Genomic DNA, 22,041 nt, shown 5'->3' with positions numbered 1-22,041 from the left:
GTTCAGAAGCTCTGCGTCGTCACCCCAGACCACCTCACGCAGCGACCCGTCCAGTTCAGCCCCGCCCCGGGGGGGCGGCGCTGCCCGCCACCGCCCGGTGGTCCAGCGCGGAACGTGAGGTCGCGAGCGAGAACCCCAGGTCGGCCGGGGCCAGTTCGGGCCGGGCCTCGACGTACTCGGCGAGCCGGGCCGCCTGGGCGGGGATCGCGTCCACGCTCTTCGCCGAGACCGTCCAGGGCACCGCGGGCAGCTGGGCCACCTCGGTGGCCGGCTGCTCCTCGGCGGCCGGGGCCTGCTCGATGATGATGTGCGCGTTGGTACCGCTCAGCCCGAAGGAGGAGATACCGGCCCGACGCGGACGGCCGGTCTCCGGCCAGTCCCGACGCTCCGTCAGCAGCTGGACATTGCCCTCGGTCCAGTCCACCTTCGAGGTCGGCGCGTCCACGTGCAGCGTCTTCGGCAGCACGCCGTTCCGGATCGCCTCGACCATCTTGATGATGCCGCTGACACCGGCCGCCGCCTGGGCGTGCGCCAGGTTGGACTTGATCGAGCCCAGCCAGAGCGGCTGGTCCGCCGGCCGGTCCTGACCGTACGTCGCCAGCAGCGCCTGCGCCTCGATCGGGTCACCCAGCGTGGTCCCCGTACCGTGCGCCTCCACCGCGTCGACCTCGGCGGTGGTCAGACCCGCGTTCGCCAGCGCCTGCCGGATCACCCGCTGCTGCGAGGGACCGTTCGGCGCGGTCAGACCGTTCGACGCGCCGTCCTGGTTGATCGCGCTGCCCCGCACCACCGCGAGCACCGGGTGCCCGTTGCGCTGCGCGTCCGACAGCCGCTCGACCAGCAGGACGCCAACTCCCTCCGACCAGCCCGTGCCGTCGGTCGCCTCGGCGAACGACTTGCAGCGCCCGTCCTTGGCCATCCCGCGCTGACGGCTGAAGTCGATGAACATGCCCGGGGTGGACATCACGGCGACACCACCGGCCAGCGCGAGCGACACCTCGCCCGAACGGAGCGCCTGGACCGCCATGTGCAGAGCGACCAACGAGGAGGAGCAGGCGGTGTCGACCGTGACGGCCGGGCCCTCCAGGCCCAGGGTGTAGGCGACCCGGCCGGTCACCAGGCTGCCGCCGCTGGTCGTGGCGGCCTCCGGGCCGAGGCCGTAGTCGTGGTACATCACGCCGCCGAACACGCCGGTCCGGCTGCCCTTCAGCGTGAGCGGGTCGATACCCGCGTTCTCGATCGCCTCCCAGGACGCCTCCAGCAGCAGGCGCTGCTGGGGGTCGATGGTGACCGCCTCGTTCGGCGAGATCCCGAAGAAGTCGGCGTCGAAGTCGGCGGCGTCGTACAGGAATCCACCGGTACGGGTGTACGTGCGCCCCGGCTTTCCCGGCTCCGGATCGTAGAGCGCGTCGAGGTCCCAGCCACGGTCGGTCGGGAAGTCCGACACCGCGTCCACCCCGTCGAGCACCAGCTGCCAGAGGTCCCCCGGCGACTCCACCCCACCCGGGTAGCGGCAGGCCATACCGACGATGACGATCGGGTCGTCGGTCAGCGGCGTCACCACCGCGACCGGTGCGGTGGACTCGGTCTCGGTACCGGCCAGGGTCTCGCCGATGTGGTCGGCGACCGCCTGGGCGCTCGGGTAGTCGAAGACCAGGGTGGCGGAGAGCCGGATGCCGATCACCGTGTTCAGGCGGTTGCGCAGTTCGACCGCGCTGAGCGAGTCGAAGCCCAGCTCCTTGAACGCCCGGTCCGGCTCCACCGCGTCGATCGAGGCGTGCCCCAGGACCGAGGCCACCTCGGTCCGCACCAGCTCCAGCAGGGCCCGTCCGCGCTCGGCGGCGTCCAGGCGGGCGAGCTGCTGCCCGACCGCCGATCCGCCGCCGGCGCCCGACCGCGCGGTCTGCCGGGACGGGACCCGGACCAGTCCGCGCAGCAGGCTGTGGAGCGAATCGCCTTGCGTGCGCAGGGCCTTGGGGTCGATCCGGAGCGGCACCAGGACCGCTTCGCCGGTCGCGATCGAGGCATCGAATAGCGCCAGGCCCTCGGCCTGCGGCAGCGCGGGGAGGCCCAGCTTGGCCATCCGCTGCTCGGCCTCGTCCAGCGAGTGCGCACCGCTCATGCCGGTGGTGACGCCCCAGAGACCGAACGCCATCGAGGTGGCCGGCAGACCGGCCGCCCGCCGCTGGACCGCGAGCGCGTCCAAGAAGGTGTTGGCAGCCGCGTAGTTCGCCTGACCCGCCGCCAGCACCATGCCACCGGCCGAGGAGAACATCACGAAGAACGCCAACTCACTGTCGGCAGTCAGCTCGTGAAGGTGCCAGGCCGCGTCCACCTTCGGCGCCAACACCGCGTCCAGCCGCTCCGGCGTCACCGAGGTGACCACACCGTTGTCCATCACACCCGCGACGTGCACCACGCCCGCCAGCGGACGGTCCAGCGAGGCCAGCAGCTCCCGCACCGCCTCACGATCCGCCACATCACACGCCGCGACCTCCACCGCTGCGCCCAGCGTCGCCAGCTCGGCCACCAACTCCCGTGCCCCCGGGGCCTCCAGACCCCGACGGCTCGTCAGTAGCAGACTGGTAGCGCCGTGCTCGACCACCAGGTGGCGGGCCACCAGCGCACCGAGACCACCGGTGCCGCCGGTCACCAGGACCGTGCCATCGACCACCGACGGCACCGCGCCCTCGACCGCGCCGACCTTCGCGAACCTCGGCACCCGGACCACACCGGCCCGGACTGCGGCCTCCACCTCACCTGAGGCAACCACCGCACTCAGTGCCGCGCCCGACTCCGCCGCACCGTCCCAGTCCACCAGCACGAACCGGCCCGGGTTCTCCGCGATGGCGGCCCGCAACAGACCCCACACCGGGGCCTGCACCACATCCACCGCATCGCCGTCAGCCGTAACCACCGCATCGCGGGTCAGCACCACCAAGCGCGAATCGGCGAACCGCTCGTCACCGAGCCACTCCCCCACCACACCCAGCACACGCCCGGCCAACTCCCTTACTGCACTCGGGACTTCACCAGACGGCGTCACACACTCCAACACCACCGCCTCGGGCACCGCGCCCTCAGTGAGCGAATCCCAAGCGGGCAGCGCACCCGAACCGGAACCGACCGAAACCACCGGCCACTCCACCCGGAACAGCGACTCCACACCACGCCCGGCCGACAACTGCTCGGACGACACCGGCCTACCCACCACCGACCGCACCGACAGCACCGGCGCACCCACACCGTCGGCGACGGCAAGGGCGATGTTGTGCTCCGGGCCGACCTGGGAGATCCGCACCCGGACCTCGTTGGCTCCGGCGGCGTGCAGGGTGACGCCGTTCCAGGAGAACGGGAGGACGGGCTCGCCGTCGGGACGGTCACCGGCGTCGAGCAGGATCGCGTGCATCGCTGCATCCAGCAGCGCGGGGTGCAGCCCGAACCGGGCCGCCTCCGCGTGTGCCTCGGCAGGCAGTGCCACCTCGGCGAACAGGTCGTCACCGCGCTGCCAGGCGGCCTTCAGGCCCTGGAACACCGGCCCGTAGGCGTACCCCTGAGCCAGCAGCAGGTCGTACGCGTCACCGGTGGCCACCGCCGTGGCACCGGCCGGCGGCCACTCCGAGAAGTCGAACGACGGTGCCGCAGCACCCGAGGTCAGCACACCCTCGGCGTGCAGGGTCCAGTCCCCGCCGTCGTCGCCCTCGATGCGCGAGTGCACCGTGACGGTCCGGGCCCCCGAACCGTCCGCCTCACCGACCGCGACCTGGACCTGCACCGAAGCGCCCGGCGGCAGGATCAGCGGCGCCTGGAGCGTCAGCTCCTCCAGCACATCGCACCCGACCTGGTCACCCGCCCGGATCGCGAGTTCGACGAAGCCGGTGCCCGGCAGCAGGACGTTGCCCAGCACGTCGTGGTCGGCGATCCAGGCGTGGGTGTCGATCGACAGCCGCCCGGTCAGCACCGCGCCGCCGGAGTCCGGCAGCGTGACCACCGCGCCGAGCAGCGGGTGCTCGGCCGAACGCAGGCCGGCCGACGAGATGTTGGTGGTGTCACCGCCGAACCAGGAGTCCGCCAGGTACTCGTTGGTGTCGACCCAGAAGCGCTGACGCTGGAAGGCGTACGTCGGCAGGTCCACCCGGCGGGCACCGGTGCCCGCGAAGTAGGCGGCCCAGTCCAGCTCGACGCCGCCGGCGAACAGCCGCCCGAGCGCCGTCACGAAGGTCGCCGCCTCCGAACGGTCCCGGCGCTGCGCGGGGACCAGGACGGCGTCCTCGGACTCGACGCTCTGCTGGGCCAGCCCGGTCAGGATGCCGTCCGGGCCGATCTCCAGGAACCGCGAGACACCCGAGGACTCCAACTCCCGTACCGCGTCGACAAACCGGACCGCATCCCGGACGTGACCCACCCAGTACTCGGGGTCGGTGAACGACCCAGAGGCCACCACCGGAATCTCCGGCTCAGCGAAGGTCAGTCCGCTGACCACCGTGCGGAACTCATCGAGCATCGGGTCCATCAGCGGGGAGTGGAAGGCGTGCGAGACGCTCAGCCGCTTGGTCCGCTCGAAACGAGCGGCGATCTCCAGCACCGTGGCCTCGTCACCCGACACCACCACCGAACGCGGGCCGTTCACCGCCGCAATGCTCACCAGATCGGTCAGCAGCGGCAGGACATCCTCCTCAGCGGCCTCGATCGCCACCATCGCACCGCCCGAAGGCAGTTCCTGCATCAGCCGCCCACGCGCCGACACCAGCTTCGCCGCATCCGCCAGCGACAGCACCCCGGCCACGTGTGCAGCCGCGATCTCGCCCACCGAGTGACCCGCCAGGAAGTCCGCCTGCACGCCCCACGACTGCACCAGCCGGAACAGTGCCACCTCGAAGGCGAACAGCGCACTCTGCGTGTTGACGGTCCGGTTCAGCTCGTCGGCATCGTCGCCCCAGAYCACCTCACGCAGCGAMCCGYCCAGYTCAGCCARCACCTCGTCGAASGCSGCMGCGAACACCGGGAAGGCAGCGTGCAGTTCACGCCCCATCCCGAGCCGCTGCGACCCCTGMCCCGTGAACAGGAACGCCGTCCGACCACGCGCCCGTCCCGAGCCACTCACCACACCCGGGCTGGTCCGCCCGTCCGCCAGCGCCCACAGCCCGGCGAGCAGCTCGTCCCGGTCCGTGCCGACCACCACGCCCCGGTGCTCCAGCACCGAACGCGTCGCCGCCAGCGAGTAGCCGACGTCGATCGGGTCCAACTCCGCGCCCGCGTCGAGGTGTTCGGCGAGCCGGGCGGCCTGCGCCCGCAGTGCCTCCGGGTTCTTCGCCGAGACCACCAGCGGCAGCACCGGCAGTCCGGTGGTGGCGGCCGAGGGCTGCTCCACCTCCGCCGGGGCCTGCTCGATGATCACGTGCGCGTTGGTGCCGCTCAGCCCGAAGGAGGAGATGCCGGCCCGGCGCGGACGGCCGGTCTCCGGCCAGTCCCGATTCTCCGTCAGCAGCTGGACGTTGCCCTCGGTCCAGTCCACCTTGGTCGTCGGTGCATCGACGTGCAGCGTCTTCGGCAGCACGCCGTTCCGGATCGCCTCGACCATCTTGATGATGCCACCGGCACCCGCCGCCGCCTGGGTGTGGCCCAGGTTGGACTTGATCGAACCGAGCCAGAGCGGCTGGTCCGCCGGCCGGTCCTGACCGTACGTCGCCAGCAGCGCCTGCGCCTCGATCGGGTCACCCAGCGTGGTACCCGTACCGTGCGCCTCCACCGCGTCCACGTCGGCGGTGGTCAGACCCGCGTTCGCCAGCGCCTGCCGGATCACCCGCTGCTGCGAGGGACCGTTCGGCGCCGTCAGCCCGTTCGACGCACCGTCCTGGTTGATCGCCGTACTGCGCACCACCGCGAGCACCGGGTGCCCGTTCCGTCGCGCGTCCGAGAGCCGCTCGACGAGCAGCATGCCGACGCCCTCCGACCAGCCCGTGCCGTCGGTGGCGTCCGCGAAGGACTTGCACCGGCCGTCCTTGGCCAGGCCCTTCTGCCGGCTGAACTCGACGAACACCTCGGGGGTGGACATCACGGCGACACCACCGGCCAGCGCCAGCGAGCACTCGCCCGAGCGCAGCGCCTGGGCCGCCAGGTGCAGCGCGACCAGCGAGGAGGAGCAGGCGGTGTCGATCGTGACGGCCGGGCCCTCCAGGCCGAAGACGTAGGACACCCGGCCGGAGGCGATCGCGCCCGTGCTGTTGTTGGCCGCGTAGTCGTGGTACATCATTCCGGCGAACACACCGGTTGAACTGCCCTTCAACGTGGCCGGGTCGATCCCGGCCCGCTCGAACGCCTCCCACGAGGTCTCCAGCAGCAGGCGCTGCTGCGGGTCCATGTAGAGCGCCTCGTTCGGCGCGATGCCGAAGAACGCGGGGTCGAACTCGTCGGCGGCGTGCAGGAACCCGCCCTCGCGGGTGTACGTGGTGTTGGCCCGCTCGCCGGTCGGGTCGTAGACCTGCGCGGTGTCCCAGCCACGGTTGACCGGGAAGTCCGACACCGCGTCGACCCCGTCGGCCACCAGCCGCCACAGGTCCTCGGGCGACTCCACGCCACCCGGGAAGCGGCAGGCCATGCCGACGATGACGATCGGCTCGTCGTCCGTCGCCGACGCCGTGGCGGCGACGGCGGCGATCTCGGTCTTTGCTCCCTGCACCGCGCCCAGCAGGTAGGCCGCCAGCGCGACCGGCGTCGGGTAGTCGAAGACCAGGGTGGCCGGCAGCCGTCGACCGACGGCGTCGCTCAGGCTGTTGCGGAACTCCACGGCGGTCAGCGAGTCGAAGCCGAGGTCTTGGAAGTGCCGGTCCGGGTCGACCGCCTTGGCGTCGGGGTGGCCGAGTACGGAGGCCGCCTGACCGAGCACCAGGTCGAGCAGCGCCGCCGGCCACTTGTCCTCCGGCAGGGCGGCCAGCTTGCGCTGCAGCGCGCCGGTCTCGGCCTTCGCACCGGCCTTGCGGCGCCGGGTCGCCGGGGCCAGGCCCCGGAAGACCTCGGCGAGGTTCTCGCCCTGTGCACGCAGCGAGGCCAGGTCGAAGCGTGTGGGGACGGTGATCGCCTCGTCGGTGAGCAGCGCGGCGTCGAAGGCCTGCACGCCCTCCTCCGCCGACAGGGCGAACATCCCGCCCTGGGAGATCCGGGAGCGGTCCGCACTGGCCAGCTTCCCGGCCATGCCTCCGGCCTGGTCCCACAGACCCCAGGCAAGCGAGTGGGCGTTGAGACCGTTCGCTCGGCGGTGGGCGGCCAGCGCGTCCAGGAAGGAGTTGGCGGCCGCGTAGTTGCCCTGGCCAGGTGCGCCGAGCAGACCGGCGGCCGAGGAGAACAGCACGAATGCGGCCAACTCCCGGTCTGCCGTGAGCTCGTGGAGGTTGAGTGCGGCGTCCACCTTGGGGCGCAGTACGGCGTCGATCCGCTCGGGGGTGAGCGAGCCGACCACACCGTCGTCCAGCACACCGGCGATGTGCACCACCGCGATCAGCGGGACGTCCCGCAGCAGCTCGGCGGTGGCCTGACGGTCCGCCAGGTCCACTGCGGCGTACTCGACCTCGGCACCCAACTCGTTGAGCTCGGAGCGAAGTTCGGCCGCACCCGGGGCGTCGGCCCCACGTCGGCTGACCAGCAGCAGCCTGCGCACGCCGTACTCGGCGGCCAGGTGCCGGACGAATAGTCCGCCCAGCGCGCCGGTGGCGCCGCTGACCAGGACCGTGCCCTCACCGTCCAGTGCGACACTCCGGTCGGCGGCCGAGGTGACCCGGGCCAGCCGGGCCGCACGCAGCACGCCCTGGCGCACCACGACCTGCGGCTCGTTGCTTGCGGCGATCGCGGCGACCGTCGCCGCGTCCAACGGCCCGTCCAGGTCCGCGAGCTGGATGCGCTCGGGGCTCTCGGACTGGGCCGAGCGCACCAGGCCCGCGGCTGCGGCGGCGGCCAGATCGGTGACGTCCTCGCCCGCCAGGGCGACGGCGCCTCGGGTGACCACCAGCAGGCGGGCGTCCGCGAAGCGGTCCTCGGCGAGCCAGCGCTGCACCACCTCGAGGGTCCGGTACGTGGCGGTGCGGACCGCCTCGGCGTCCGAACCACCCGTGATCTCCAGGGTCACCACCGGGGCGACCGCACCGCCGTCGACCACCCGCTCCCAGGCGGCGTACTCCACCGGCGCGGCCGGGCCGTCCAGGGTGACCGGCGCCCAGTCCTGGCGGAACAGCGAGTCCTGCGCTCCGGTCCTGGCGGCAGCCAGCTGCTCGCCGGAGATCGGCCGCAGCACCAGCGAGTCGACGGACGCGACCGGGCGGCCCTCGCCGTCCGCGACGGCGAGCGCGAGGCCGCCACCGGTGCCGGTCGGGGTCAGCCGGACCCGCGCCACTGCGGCTCCGGCCGCGTGCAGCGAGACGCCGGACCAGGCGAACGGCAGCGCGCCCTGTTCACCGATCGCACCGGTGAACACGGCCGCGTGCAGGCAGGCGTCCAGCAGTGCCGGGTGCAGCGCCAGCCGCTCGGCGTCGGACTTCGCCTGCTCGGGCAGGGCGACCTCGGCGAACACCTGGTCGCCGGCCTTCCAGACGGCCCTCAGGCCCTGGAACACCGGCCCGTAGGCCATCCCGGCCGCCGTGAACCCCTCGTACAGACCGGCCAGTTCGACCGGAACGGCTCCGGTCGGCGGCCACTGCGTCAGCTCCTCGCCGGACCGCCGGGCGCCGGGGACCAGCACCCCGGTCGCGTGCCGGGTCCACGGCAGATCGGCCTCCGCGCCCTGTCGGCGCGAGTGGAAGGTCACGCTGCGGGCCTCGGTGTCGTCGGCGGCGCCGACCACCACCTGCACCTGCACGGCGCCGCTCTCGGGCAGCACCAGCGGCGCCTCCAGCGTCAGCTCGTCCAGCAGGTCGCAGTTGACCTGGTCACCGGCCCGGATCGCGAGCTCGACGAAGCCGGTGCCGGGGAACAGCACCGAGCCGCCGACCACGTGGTCGGCCAGCCACTTCTGCGAGCCCACCGAGAGCCGGCCGGTCAGCACCACACCGTCGCTGTCGGCCAATGTCACGGCCGCGCCGAGCAGCGGGTGGTCGGCCGAGTCCAGGCCCGCCGAGGTCACGTCGCCCAGGGTGGGCTGGGCGTCGATCCAGTAGCGGGCGTGCTGGAAGGCGTAGGTCGGCAGGTCGATCCGCTCGGCGCCGGAACCGGCGAAGTACGCCGACCAGTTGATGCCGACACCGGCGGTGTGCAGCCGGGCCAGCCCGGTCAGCAGCGAGTCGGCCTCGGAGCGGTCCCGGCGCGACAGCGCCACGAACACCGCGCTCTCGGCCTGGGTGGACTGCGGGGCCACCCCGGTCAGGATCCCGTCGGGGCCGATCTCGACGAACCGCGAGACCCCGACCGACTCCAGGTACTGGACGCTCTCGGAGAACCGGACCGCGTCGCGGACATGGCTCACCCAGTACTCGGGATCGGTGACGCTGCCACTGGCCACGACCGGGATCGACGGCTCGGTGAACATCAACGTGCGCACCACAGCGCGGAATTCGTCCAGCATCGGGTCCATCAGCGGCGAGTGGAACGCGTGCGAGACGCTCAGCCGCTTGGTCCGCTCGAAGCCGGAGGCGATCTCCAGCACGGTGGCCTCGTCACCCGAGACCACCACCGAGCGCGGGCCGTTCACCGCCGCGATGCTCACCAGGTCGGTCAGCAGCGGCAGGATCTCCGCCTCGGTGGCCTCGATCGCCACCATGGCACCACCCGAAGGCAGTTCCTGCATCAGCCGCCCACGTGCCGACACCAGCTTCGCCGCATCCGCGAGCGACAGCACCCCGGCGACGTGCGCAGCCGCGATCTCGCCCACCGAGTGCCCGGCCAGCAGCTCCGGCCGCACGCCCCACGACTCCACCAGCCGGAACAGGGCGACCTCGAAGGCGAACAGCGCACTCTGCGTGTTCACCGTGCGGTTCAGCTCATCGGCATCGTCGCCCCAGATCACCTCACGAAGTGACCCGCCCAGCTCGGCCAACACCTCGTCGAAAGCAGCGGCGAACACCGGGAAGGCAGCGTGCAGTTCACGCCCCATCCCCAACCGCTGCGACCCCTGCCCCGTGAACAGGAACGCCGTCCGGCCGTCCCCGGCGAAGCCCTTGACGACACCGGCGCCCGGCCCGCCCTCCGCGACGGCGGCCAGTCCGCGCAGCGCCGCCGCAGCGTCGCCCGCGAGGACCACCGCGCGGTGCTCGAGCGCCGCGCGCGAGGTGGCCAGCGAGTACGCCACGTCACGCGGGTCGAACTCGTCCGCCGCACCGAGGTGTTCGGTCAGCCGGGCCGCCTGTGCCCGCAGCGCGTCGGCGCTGCGCGCGGACAGCAGCCAGGGCACCGGGACGCCGGCCGTCGGCTCGGGGCGCAGCACCGGCTCGGCGGCGGGCTCCGCCTCGGGAGCCTGCTCGATGATGACGTGCGCGTTGGTACCGCTCACGCCGAAGGCCGAGACGCCGGCCCGGCGCGGGTAGCCGTGGTCCGGCCACTCCTGGGCCTCCGTCAGCAGCTTGACGTTGCCCGCCGACCAGTCCACGTGCGAGGACGGCTCGGTGACGTGCAGGGTCTCGGGCATCAGGCCGTGCCGGATCGCCATGACCATCTTCATCACACCGCCGACACCGGCTGCCGCCTGGGCGTGGCCGATGTTGGACTTGATCGAGCCGAGCCAGAGCGGCCGGTCCTCGGGCCGGGCCTGGCCGTACGTGGCGAGCAGCGCCTGCGCCTCGATCGGGTCGCCGAGCGTGGTCCCGGTGCCGTGGCCCTCGACCAGGTCGACCTGACCGGCGGGCACCCGGGCGTTGGCCAGCGCCTGCCGGATCACCCGCTGCTGGGCAAGGCCGTTGGGCGCGGTCAGCCCGTTCGAGGCACCGTCCTGGTTGATCGCCGAACCACGGATCACCGCGAGCACCGGGTGCCCGTTGCGCCGCGCGTCCGACAGCCGCTCCAGCAGCAGCACGCCGGCGCCCTCGGACCAGCCGGTGCCGTCGGCCGACTCCGAGAACGCCTTGCAGCGGCCGTCGGGGGCCAGGCCGCGCTGGCGGCTGAAGGCGATGAACGGCGACGGCGTGGACATCACCATCACGCCACCGGCCAGCGCGAGCGTGCACTCCTTGCGGCGCAGCGCCTCGGCGGCCAGGTGCAGGGCGATCAGCGAGGAGGAGCAGGCCGTGTCGACCGAGAGGGACGGGCCCTCCAGGCCGAGCACGTAGGAGACCCGGCCCGAGATCACCGACGACGCGCTGGCCGTGGTCATGTAGGCCTCGGCCACCTCGGGCGCGGCGTCCAGCAGGTCCTCGTAGTCCTGGATGCCCGAACCGGTGAAGACACCCACACCCGCACCGCGCACGCTGTCCGGGCTGATACCCGCGCGCTCGAACGCCTCCCAGCTGATCTCCAGCATCAGGCGCTGCTGCGGGTCCATGGTCAGGGCCTCGCGCGGGCTGATGCCGAAGAAGCCGGGGTCGAAGTCGGCGACGTCGTGGACGAACCCGCCCTCGCGGACGTAGCTGGTCCCGGACCGGTCGGCGTCGGTGTCGTGGTCGATGACCCAGCCACGGTCGGCCGGGAACTGCGTCACCGCGTCCCGGCCCTCCGAGACCAGCTGCCAGAGCTCCTCCGGCGAGGTCACCCCACCGGGGTACCGGCAGCTCATCGCGACGATCGCGATCGGCTCCAGGTCCTCGCTCTCGATCTGCTGGAGCCGCTGCCGGGTCTGGTGCAGATCGGCAGTGACGCGCTTGAGGTAATCGAGGAGCTTGTCGTCGTTCGCCATCTCAGTCCCACCGAGTCCTTTGGTCCTAAAGCCCGTTGCCCGCTCAGGCGAGGCCGAGTTCCTTGTCAATGAAGTCGAATACGTCGTCGGCGGAGGCGCTCTCCAACTGCCCGCCGACGTCCGGTCCGTGGCCGGCCCCGAGGCTCTCGTTCAGCCGGGTGAGCAGGGCCTGCAGCCGGGAGGTGAGGCGGCTGGCCTCGATCTCCTCGCCGGAGAGGCCGTTCACGACCTCCTCGAAGCGGTCGAGTTCGGCCAGCAGCGGCACCGCGGGGGTCCCGCCGACCGGGCAGAGCTCCTTGCGCAGGTACTCGGCGAGTGCCAGCGGCGTCGAGTGGTCGAACACCATCGAGGTGGGCAGCTTCCGGCCGGTGGCCGCGCTGAGCGACTCCCGCAGGTCGACCGCCGCGACCGAGTCGAAGCCGAGGTCCTCGAAGGAACGCCCGGCCTCCAGCGTCGCCGGGTCGTCGTAGCCGAGCAGGCCGCCGACGTGCTTTCGGACCAGGTCGAGCAGGGTCCGGCTCTGCTCCGGCTCGGACAGCGCGCCGAGCTGCTCCACCAGGCCCGACGTGCCGCCCGCCTGGTCGCCGGTCTCCTCCGGACCGGCCAGCGCGGTGCGGACCTCCGGGATGGCGTCCAGCAGCGGACGGGGCCGCGCGATCGCGAAGGTCGGGGCGAACCGCGACCAGTCGAAGTCGGCCACCACGACATTGCTCTCGTTCTGGGCGACCGCACGCCGCAGCGCGGTGATCGCCAGCTCCGGCGCCATCGCGGGCGCGCCGATCCGGCGCATCAGGGAGCTGAGCTCCGCATCGACCATGCCGCCGTCCCAGGAGCCCCAGGCGATCGCGGTGGCCGGGCGGCCCTGAGCGGTGCGTCGCTGGGCCAGGCCGTCCAGGAAGGCGTTGGCGCTGCCGTACGCGGCCTGGTTGCCGCTACCCCAGACGGCGGAGCCCGAGGAGAAGAGCACAAAGGCATCGAGCTTCCGGTCGCCCAGCAGCTCGTCCAGATGCACGGCGCCGAGCACCTTGGCCCGGCCGACCTCGGCGAACTCCGCCACGGTCAACTCGCCCAGTGGGGCGATCCGCTGAGCAACCCCGGCGGCGTGCACCACGGCGGTCAGCGGCCGGTCCTCGGGGATCGCGGCCAGTAGGGCGGCGAGCGCGGCCCGGTCGGCCACGTCGCAGGCCGCCACCGTCACCTCGGCGCCGAGCACGGTCAGTTCACCGACCAACTGCTCCACCCCGGCGGCCTCCCGGCCGCGACGGCTGGTGAGCACCAGGTGCTCGGCCCCCTCGGCCGCCAACTCCCGTGCCACATGGGCACCGAGACCACCGGTGCCACCCGTGATCAGGACCGTGCCGTGCGGCTGCCAGACCTCCTGCCCGGCCGGCTGGTCGTCGAGCGGCGAACGGACCATCCGGCGGCCGAGCACCTTGCCCTGACGGATCGCCAGCTGGTCCTCGCCACCGGTCGCCGTGACGGCGTCCAGCAGCTGGGAGAACGAGTGCTGATCGGCGGTAGGCGACAGGTCCACCAGACCGCCCCAGGTGTCCGGGTGGTCGAGCGAGAGGCTGGCGCCGAGACCCCAGACCGCCGTCTGTGACGGCGCCGCGGCCTCCAGCGCACCGTCCACCGCGACGGCACCGGCCGTGACCGCCCAGAGCGGCACACCGAGCGCCGCGTCGCCGAGCGCCTGAGCGAACGTGATGCTCGCGACCAGACCACGGGAGAGCTCGGGGTGTACGGCGTGCGGGGCGTCGTCCAGCGCGAGCAGGGAGAGCACCCCGAGCACCGGCTCACCGCCGGCCAGTCGTCCGGCCAGCGCCGCCCGGTCCTCGTCGGCGACCTCGAACGGCACGGCGTGGGCGCCGCGTTCGCCGATCGCGGCCAGCACACCGACCACCAGGTCGTCCGTCAGCCGGCCCGCCGGGACGGCCACCATCCAGGCACCGAACAGCGGTCCGCCCGACAGCTCGCCGACCGGCTGCCACTCCACCCGGTACCGCCAGGAGTCGACCTGCGCCTGCTCCCGGTGGCTCCGGCGCCAGGCGGCCATCGCGGGCAGCACCTTGCCGAGATCCGCCGAGTCGATGCCCAACTGGTCGGCGAAGACCGGCAGTTCCCTGCCTTCGACGGCATCCCAGAACGCCGACTCCAGCGGGTCCGCAGCCCTGGCCGGGGCAGCGGACTCGGCGGGCTGGCTGTCGGCCCAGTAGTGACGGCGCTGGAAGGCGTATGTCGGCAGGTCGATCCGCGCGGCACCCCGACCGGCGAAGTACGCCGCCCAGTCGACGGCCACACCCTGCGCGTGGGCGCGGGACAGACCGGTCAGCAGCTCACGCTCCTCGCCTCGCTCGCGGCGCAGCGTCGAGACGAACACCGCCTCGGAGCCCTCGCCGACGCAGTCAGCGCCGGCTGCGGTGAGGACGGCGTCGGGGCCGATCTCCACGAAGGTGGTGACGCCGCGCGACTCCAACTGGCCGATGTTGTCGGCGAAGCGCACCGCGTCGCGGACGTGGCTCACCCAGTACTCGGGGTCGGTGAACGAACCCGACGCCACCACCGCGATCTTCGGCTCACTGAACGTCAACCCACCGACCACCGTGCGGAACTCGTCCAGCATCGGATCCATCAACGGCGAGTGGAACGCGTGCGAGACGCTCAGCCGCTTCGTCCGCTCGAAACCCGAGGCGATCTCCAGCACCGTGGCCTCGTCACCCGAAACCACCACCGAACGCGGGCCGTTGACGGCCGCAATGCTCACCTGGTCGGTCAGCAGCGGAAGGATCTCCTCCTCGGTCGCCTGAATCGCCACCATCGCACCACCCGAAGGCAGTTCCTGCATCAGCCGCCCACGCGCCGACACCAGCTTCACCGCATCCGCGAGCGACAACACCCCGGCCACGTGCGCAGCCGCGATCTCGCCCACCGAGTGCCCGGCCAGGAAGTCCGGCCGCACCCCCCACGACTGCACCAGACGGAACAGCGCGACCTCGAAGGCGAACAGCGCACTCTGGGTGTTCACGGTGCGGTTCAGCTCATCAGCATCAGAGCCCCACACCACCTCCCGCAGCGACCCGCCCAGCTCAGCCAAAACCTCGTCAAACGCCGACGCGAACACCGGGAAAGCAGCGTGCAGTTCACGCCCCATCCCCAACCGCTGCGACCCCTGACCCGTGAACAGGAACGCCGTCCGGCCATCGGTCTGCGCAACGCCCTGCACGACACCCGCCGGCTTCTCGCCCTCGGCCAGCGCCCGCAGCCCGGCCAGCAGCTCCGTACGGTCCGCCGCGATCACCACGCCCCGGTGCTCCAGGGCGGCCCGCGAGGTGGCGAGGGAGTAGCCGAGGTCCAGCAGGCCCGCCTCGGGCCGGGCCTCCAGGTGCTCCACCAGCCGGGCGGCCTGGCCGCGCAGCGCCTGCGCACTGCGGCCGGAGACCCGCACCGGTACCAGCCCGGTCGGCAGCACCGCCTCGGGGGCCGCCGGCTCGCTCTCGGCGGCAGCCGGGGGCTCCTCCACGATGACGTGCGCGTTGGTGCCGCTGAGCCCGAAGGAGGAGATGCCCGCCCGGCGGGGGTGGCCGTGGTCCGGCCAGGCCCGGGCCTCGGTGAGCAGTTCGATGTTGCCGGCCGACCAGTCGACGTTCGGCGACGGCTGGTCGACGTGCAGGGTCTTCGGCAGGATGCCGTGCTGCATCGCCTCGACCATCTTGATGACGCCGCCGACCCCGGACGCCGCCTGGGTGTGGCCGATGTTCGACTTGAACGAGCCGAGCCAGAGCGGCCGTTCGGCCGGACGGCCCTGCCCGTAGGTGGCCAGCAGCGCCTGCGCCTCGATCGGGTCGCCGAGCGTCGTACCGGTGCCGTGCGCCTCGACGGTGTCGACCTCGTCGGCCGAGAGCTGGGCGTCGGCGAGGGCGGCGCGGATGACGCGCTGCTGGGACGGGCCGTTTGGCGCGGTCAGGCCGTTCGAGGCACCGTCCGAGTTGACCGCCGAGCCCCGGATCACCGCGAGCACCGGGTGCCCGTTGCGCCGGGCGTCCGACAGCCGCTCGACCAGCAGCATTCCGACGCCCTCCGACCAGGTGGTGCCGTCGGCGGCACCGGCGAAGGACTTGCAGCGACCGTCCGGGGCCAGGCCCCGGTCCTGGCTGAAGCCGACGAAGGAGACCGGCGTGGCCATCACGGTGACCCCGCCCGCGAGCGCCATCGTGCAGTCGCCGTTGCGGAGCGACTGGATGGCGAAGTGCAGGGCGATCAGCGAGGAGGAGCAGGCGGTGTCGACGGTGATCGCCGGGCCCTCCAGGCCGAGCACGTACGCGACCCGGCCGGAGGCGACGCTGGCGAGGCCGCCGGTGCCGCTGTCCGCCGAGTAGTCGTGGTAGACCACCCCGGCGAAGACGCCGGTCCGGCTGCCCTTCAGGGAGAGCGGGTCGATGCCCGCGCGCTCGAAGGCCTCCCAGGCGGTCTCCAGCATCAGGCGCTGCTGCGGGTCCGTCTCGCGGGCCTCGCGCGGGCTGATCCGGAAGAAGTCGGCGTCGAACTCCCCCGCGTCGTGCAGGAATCCGCCCTCCCGGCAGTACGTCTTGCCCGGCGTGGCCGGGTCCGGGTGGTAGAGCTCGTCGGTGTTCCAGCCACGGTTGGTCGGGAACAGCGAGATCCCGTCGGTGCCCGAGGCCACCAGGTCCCACAGCTGCTCGGGCGAGCTGATCCCGCCCGGGTAGCGGCAGCTCATCGCCACGATGGCGATCGGCTCGTGCTGCTTGGCCTCCACCTCGCGCAGGTGCCGCTTGGTCTGCTGCAGGTCTGCGGTGGCGCGCTTCAGATATTCACGGAGCTTCTCGTCGGTACCCATCTGCCCTCAATCGGTCTCAAGCTGTTCGTGAACCGGCCGGCTGTCGTGCGTGCGTGTGTGCGGGTCAGGAGATCCCGAGTTCGCTGTCCAGGACCGCGAACAACTCGTCATCGGTGGCTGCGTCCAGCAGGTCGTCGGCCTCGTCGGCGACCGAACTGCCCTGCGTGTCGTTCCACTTGCGGAGGATGGCTTCCAGACGTGCGGTGATCCTGGCGCGCTCACCGGCCGCCGGGGCGACCACCGAGAGCGCCTCCGAGAGGCGGTCCAGCTCGCCCAGCAGCGGAGCCACCGCGGCGCCGCCGGCCGGGTCGATCTCGGCGTTGACGAACTCCGCCACCGCCCGGGAGTTCGGGTAGTCGAAGACCAGCGTGGCGGGCAGCGGGACGCCGGTGACCCGGCTCAGCCGCTTTCGCAGCTCCACCGCCGCCAGCGAGTCGAAGCCGAGTTCCTGGAACGCCAGGTCGGGCCCGATCTCCTCGTGCGAGGCATGCCCGAGGACCGCCGCCACATGAATGCGGACCTCCTCCAGCAGCACCCGCTCCCGGTCACCCTCCGGCAGGCCGTCGAGCCGCTGCCGCAGGATCAGAACCTCGAACGGGTCCTCCTCCGGCTCCACCTCGCGGCCGGAGAAGTCACTGGCCCCGGTGGTGGCCTCCAGCCAGTAGCGCTTGTGCTGGAAGGCGTACGTCGGCAGATCCACCCGCCGCGCACCAGAGTCGGCGAAGAACGCCGGCCACTTCACGGCCCCACCGGAGACGTGCAGTTGGCCCAGCGCGGCCACCAGCGTGGCGGCCTCCGGGCGGTCCCGGCGCAGCGTCGCGATGAGGACCGCGTCCTCGGACTCGACGCTCTGCTGAGCCAGCCCGGTCAGAATCCCGTCCGGACCGATCTCCACGAACCGCGAGACACCCGAGGACTCCAACTCCCTTACCGCGTCGGCAAACCGGACCGCGTCACGGACGTGCCGCACCCAGTACTCGGGGTCGGTGAACGAACCCGACGCCACCACCGGAATCGACGGCTCCGCGAAGGTCAACTTGCCGACGACAGCGCGGAATTCATCCAGCATCGGGTCCATCAGCGGGGAGTGGAACGCGTGCGAGACGCTCAGCCGCTTCGTCCGCTCGAAGCCCTCCGCGATCCGCAGCACCGTCGCCTCGTCACCCGAGACCACCACCGAACGCGGCCCGTTCACCGCCGCGATGCTCACCAGGTCGGTCAGCAGCGGCAGCACCTCGTCCTCGGTCGCCTCGATCGCCACCATCGCACCACCGGCGGGCAGTTCCTGCATCAGGCGACCACGCGCCGACACCAACGTCGCCGCATCCGCCAGCGACAGCACCCCGGCGACGTGCGCAGCAGCGATCTCGCCCACCGAATGCCCGGCCAGGAAGTCCGGCCGCACACCCCACGACTCCACCAGCCTGAACAACGCCACCTCAAAGGCAAACAGTGCACGCTGCGTGTTCACCGTGCGGTTCAGCTCATCAGCGTCGTCGCCCCAGACCACGTCCCGCAACGAACCACCAAGTGCCGCCGACACCTCGTCAAAAGCAGTGGCGAACACCGGGAAGGCGGCGTGCAGTTCACGCCCCATCCCCAACCGTTGCGCCCCCTGCCCAGTGAACAGGAACGCCGTCCGGCCGTCCTTCGCCTGGCCGGAGACACCCCCGCCCTCGGCCAGCGCCCGCAGTCCGTCCAGCAGCTCCGCACGGTCCGCCGCGACCACCAGCCCCCGGTGCTCCAGCACCGAACGCGTCGTCAGCAGCGACAGTCCGAGGTCAGGCACCGCGATCTCGGGCCGCGCCTCCAGGTGCTGCACCAGCCGGGCCGCCTGGGCCCGCAGTGCACCGGCGGTCTTCGCGGTGACCACCACCGGCACGGCCGGCAGCGGCACGGGCTCGGTCTCCGACGGCTCCGGGTCGGGCTCGGGAACCTGCTCGATGATGACGTGCGCGTTGGTGCCGCTCAGCCCGAACGAGGAGATCCCGGCCCGCCGAACCCGCCCGGCGTCCGGCCACTCCTGAGCCTCCGTCAGCAGCCGGACCGCGCCCGAGGTCCAGTCGACCTTGGTGGTCGGCCGGTCGACGTGCAGGGTGCGCGGCAGCACACCGTGCTTCATCGCCATGACCATCTTGATGATGCCGCCGACCCCGGCCGCCGCCTGGGTGTGGCCCATGTTGGACTTGAGCGAGCCGAGCCACAGCGGCAGGTTCTCCGCCCGGCCCTGGCCGTACGTCTCCAGCAGCGCCTGCGCCTCGATCGGGTCACCCAGCACGGTGCCGGTGCCGTGGCCCTCGACCACGTCCACGTCGGCGGAGGTGAGGCCGGAGCCGGACAGTGCCTGCCGGATCACCCGCTGCTGCGCGGGGCCGTTCGGGGCGCTGAAGCCGCTGGAGGCGCCGTCCTGGTTGACGGCCGAGCCGCGCACGATGGCCAGCACCGGGTGGCCGTTGCGCCGGGCGTCAGACAGCCGCTCCAGGAAGAGCACGCCGGCGCCCTCGGAGCAGGTCATGCCGTTGGTGGCCTCGGCGAAGGACCGGCAGCGGCCGTCCTTCGACAGGCCGCCCTGAGTGCTGAAGAAGACGAACATCTCCGGGTTGGACATCACCGTCACGCCACCGGCCAGCGCCAGCGTGCAGTCACCGCGCCGCAGCGCCTGCACCGCGAGGTGCAGCGCCACCAGCGAGGACGAGCACGCTGTGTCCACCGAGAGGGACGGGCCCTCCAGGCCGAGGGTGTAGGACACCCGGCCGGTCACCAGGCTGCCCGCGGCCGAGGTCCCGGGCTCCCGGCCCTGCGCGTAGTCGTGGTACATCACGCCGCCGAAGACGCCCGTCCGGGTGCCCTTCAGCGACAGCGGGTCGACGCCTGCGCTCTCGATCGCCTCCCACGAGGCTTCCAGCAGCAGCCGCTGCTGGGAGTCCATCGCGAGGGCCTCGTTCGGGGAGATCCCGAAGAAGCCGGGGTCGAACTCGCCCGCGTCGTGGAGGAATCCACCCTCACGCGAGTAGGTCTTCCCCGGCTTTCCGGGCTCCGGGTCGTACACGTCGAGGTCCCAGCCACGGTCGGCCGGGAACTCCGACACCGCGTCGACCCCTTCTGACACCAGCTGCCACAGTCCCTCGGGCGACGTCACGCCACCGGGGTACCGGCATCCCATGCCGACGATCGCGATCGACTCGTCGTCGGGCTTGCGCGCCGCCTCGTCGAGGCACCGACGGGCATCGCGGAGCTCGGCAAGGGTTCGCTTGAGGTACTCGACAAGCCTCTGCTCGTTGCTCGTGCTCACCGAAGGCCATCCCCTTTAGTGCGGTCCGTGGTCGGAAGATCTGTGCAGCCGGGTGGTGCGAAGCGGAGGGTCCGAGGGGACGCTCCGTCAGTGCTCGACCTTGGAGAGGTCGGCCGGCGCGGAGCTGAGCAGCTTCCCGATCTGCGGGAACTGCGCGAGCGCCTCGGCCGGGGTGAGCGGGGCCTGCTGCGGTCCGCGCAGCAGGGCGCCCATCAGCGGCAGGGTCATCACCTTGTTCTGCGGCGTCTGCAGGGTGGCGACCTGGTAGGTGGCCTTCAGCAGGCCGGGGTGCTCGGCGGCCACCCTCGACCAGCGGACGGCGAGCTTCTGCTCGACCGTGCCCTTGCCGAGCTTGATGTTGGTCCGGACACCCGGGAACCAACGGTCGGTGCTGGTGGCCGACTTCCAGGGCCCGGCCACCTTGTTGGCGATGTCCAGCTGGACCTTCTTGCCCAGGCCCGGCTCCAGGCCGTGCGACTTGAGCTGGTTGCGCAGCGCGAGCGCACCGAAGGCGGCCATCGACATGCCGGAGGCGTAGTTCGGGCTGAGCACGGTGACCGCGTCACCGAGCGCCAGGAAACCCTCGGGGAGGGTCAGGCGCTCGAAGTAGCGGCGGCGGTTGGCCAGTCCGCGCGAGCCCTTGATCTCGCCGATCGGGGTGGCGCGGGCCATCAGCTCGCCGACGATCGGGTTGCCCACGCTGCGGGCGAACTCCATGAAGCCTTCCTCACCGGTCGGCGGCTGGCCGCCGGCGGTGCCGATCAGGGAGACGATCCAACGGCCGTCCTCCTGCGGCATGAAGGCCGCACCGGCACCGGGCTTACCGGTGTTCGGGACGGTCTGGATCAGCACGCCGGGGAAGTCAGCGGCGGCATCGGCGGGGGCCTCGTACAGGCGGCCCGCGTAGGCCAGACCGGCGTCCAGGAACTCCTCGTACAGCTCGGCGACACCGAGCTCGGCGAGCCACTGCGGGGTCTTGGAGCGGCTGCCGGTGGCATCGACCACGAGGTCGGCGGTGAGGGTCTGCTCGGGCTCGGTGCCCTGCTCGTACCGGATGCCGGTGACCCGGCTCGCGGTGCCGACCAGGCCGGTGGCCTTGGTCTCCTGAAGAACCGTGATGACCGGGTTGGTGAGCGCCTGCTGACGGACGATGTGGTCCAGCAGGTTGCGGCTGCAGGCGATGAAGAAGGCGTCGTCGTCGACCCGGCGGAACCAGCCCTCGGAGGACAGCGTGAGGATGTTGCGGCCCATCGCCAGCTTGTGCGCACCGGCCGCGAACAGCAGGTCGGTGGTGCCGGGCAGCAGCTGGTCCAGGGCGTGCGCGCCGCCCGCGGTCAGCATGTGGTTCTGCCGGCCCTGCGGCATACCGCGCCGGGGGGCGGGCTGCTCCGGGTACCTGTCGCTCTCGATGACGGTGACCTCGTCCACGTGGTGGGAGAGGGCCGTGGCGGCGAGCACGCCCGAGAGGCCGCCGCCGATCACTATCGCTCTGGTCATCGGCTCGTCTCCGCTCGGGTGGCACGCAGCTTGATCTCGCGGCCCAGCTCCTCGAAGGTGGCGCGGGTGTCGGCCTGGAACGCCTTCGCCCAGAAGAAGCCGTAGACCGGCGCGAAGCCGCCGTGCACCTCGACCCGACGGCTGAGCTTCACCAGGCCGGGGCCGGCCTGCTCGTACTTGTTGATGATCAGCATCTTGCCGAGCGGCATCGGGGACTCGGTGGTGTAGCCGCGGCCGGGGTCGACCTCGACCAGCTTGAAGTAGCTACGACGGCCCTTCACGATGCGCGAGATGGTCCAGCCACCGCCGCCGACCTCGAACGGCGTGTCGGTGCCGCTCTCCAGGACGTGCGGATCCCAGGTGGACCATCCTGCGACGTCGGACACCGTCCGCCAGATCGCGTCGAGATCGCCGGCTATGGTCGCCGACTCGTCGAAGGCGTGCAACATCTGAATACCTCTCAGCTGTGAGTGGCGCAGGGGCGGCCCGAGGGCCTGTCTGGCCATTCGCGTCGGATCAGGCCGGGTCGTTCGGTGCGTGCGATCGGCGTGCGGCCGGGACGCCCTCGTAGCGGAGCTACTTGGGCGTTTC

The 22,041-nt window shown here is 72.0% G+C and carries 4 protein-coding genes and 1 pseudogene; all 5 read right to left on the bottom strand.

The window, feature by feature from the left end; translation table 11 throughout:
• Nucleotides 1-55: 55 nt before the first annotated feature.
• The 5 genes and pseudogenes from ACXJMZ_RS22860 to ACXJMZ_RS22840 all read right to left on the bottom strand — a co-directional run bounded on the left by ACXJMZ_RS22860 (nucleotide 56) and on the right by ACXJMZ_RS22840 (nucleotide 21,899).
• A complete protein-coding gene (locus ACXJMZ_RS22860; RefSeq protein WP_457031919.1) occupies nucleotides 56-11,875 on the bottom strand; it encodes an SDR family NAD(P)-dependent oxidoreductase in 11,820 nt (3,939 codons plus the stop codon).
• Entirely contained in the window at nucleotides 11,850-16,661 is a 4,812-nt protein-coding gene (locus ACXJMZ_RS22855) for a type I polyketide synthase (protein WP_457031918.1), read from the bottom strand. The genes ACXJMZ_RS22860 and ACXJMZ_RS22855 overlap by 26 nt, the downstream gene beginning before the upstream one ends.
• Nucleotides 16,662-16,725: 64 nt before the next feature.
• A pseudogene (locus ACXJMZ_RS22850) lies at nucleotides 16,726-19,944 on the bottom strand (type I polyketide synthase); the annotation flags it as partial.
• 96 nt (nucleotides 19,945-20,040) lie between these two features.
• Nucleotides 20,041-21,450 (bottom strand): FAD-dependent oxidoreductase, encoded by a 1,410-nt coding sequence (locus tag ACXJMZ_RS22845; RefSeq protein WP_457031917.1) that lies wholly within the window; start codon nucleotides 21,448-21,450, stop codon nucleotides 20,041-20,043.
• Nucleotides 21,447-21,899, bottom strand: coding sequence for an SRPBCC family protein (locus tag ACXJMZ_RS22840; protein ID WP_057230111.1), 453 nt, complete (start codon nucleotides 21,897-21,899; stop codon nucleotides 21,447-21,449). The genes ACXJMZ_RS22845 and ACXJMZ_RS22840 overlap by 4 nt, the downstream gene beginning before the upstream one ends.
• Nucleotides 21,900-22,041 lie beyond the last annotated feature (142 nt).

The sequence above is a fragment of the Kitasatospora sp. P5_F3 genome (assembly GCF_054049135.1).
This window is presented reverse-complemented; position numbering and strand designations above follow the sequence as displayed.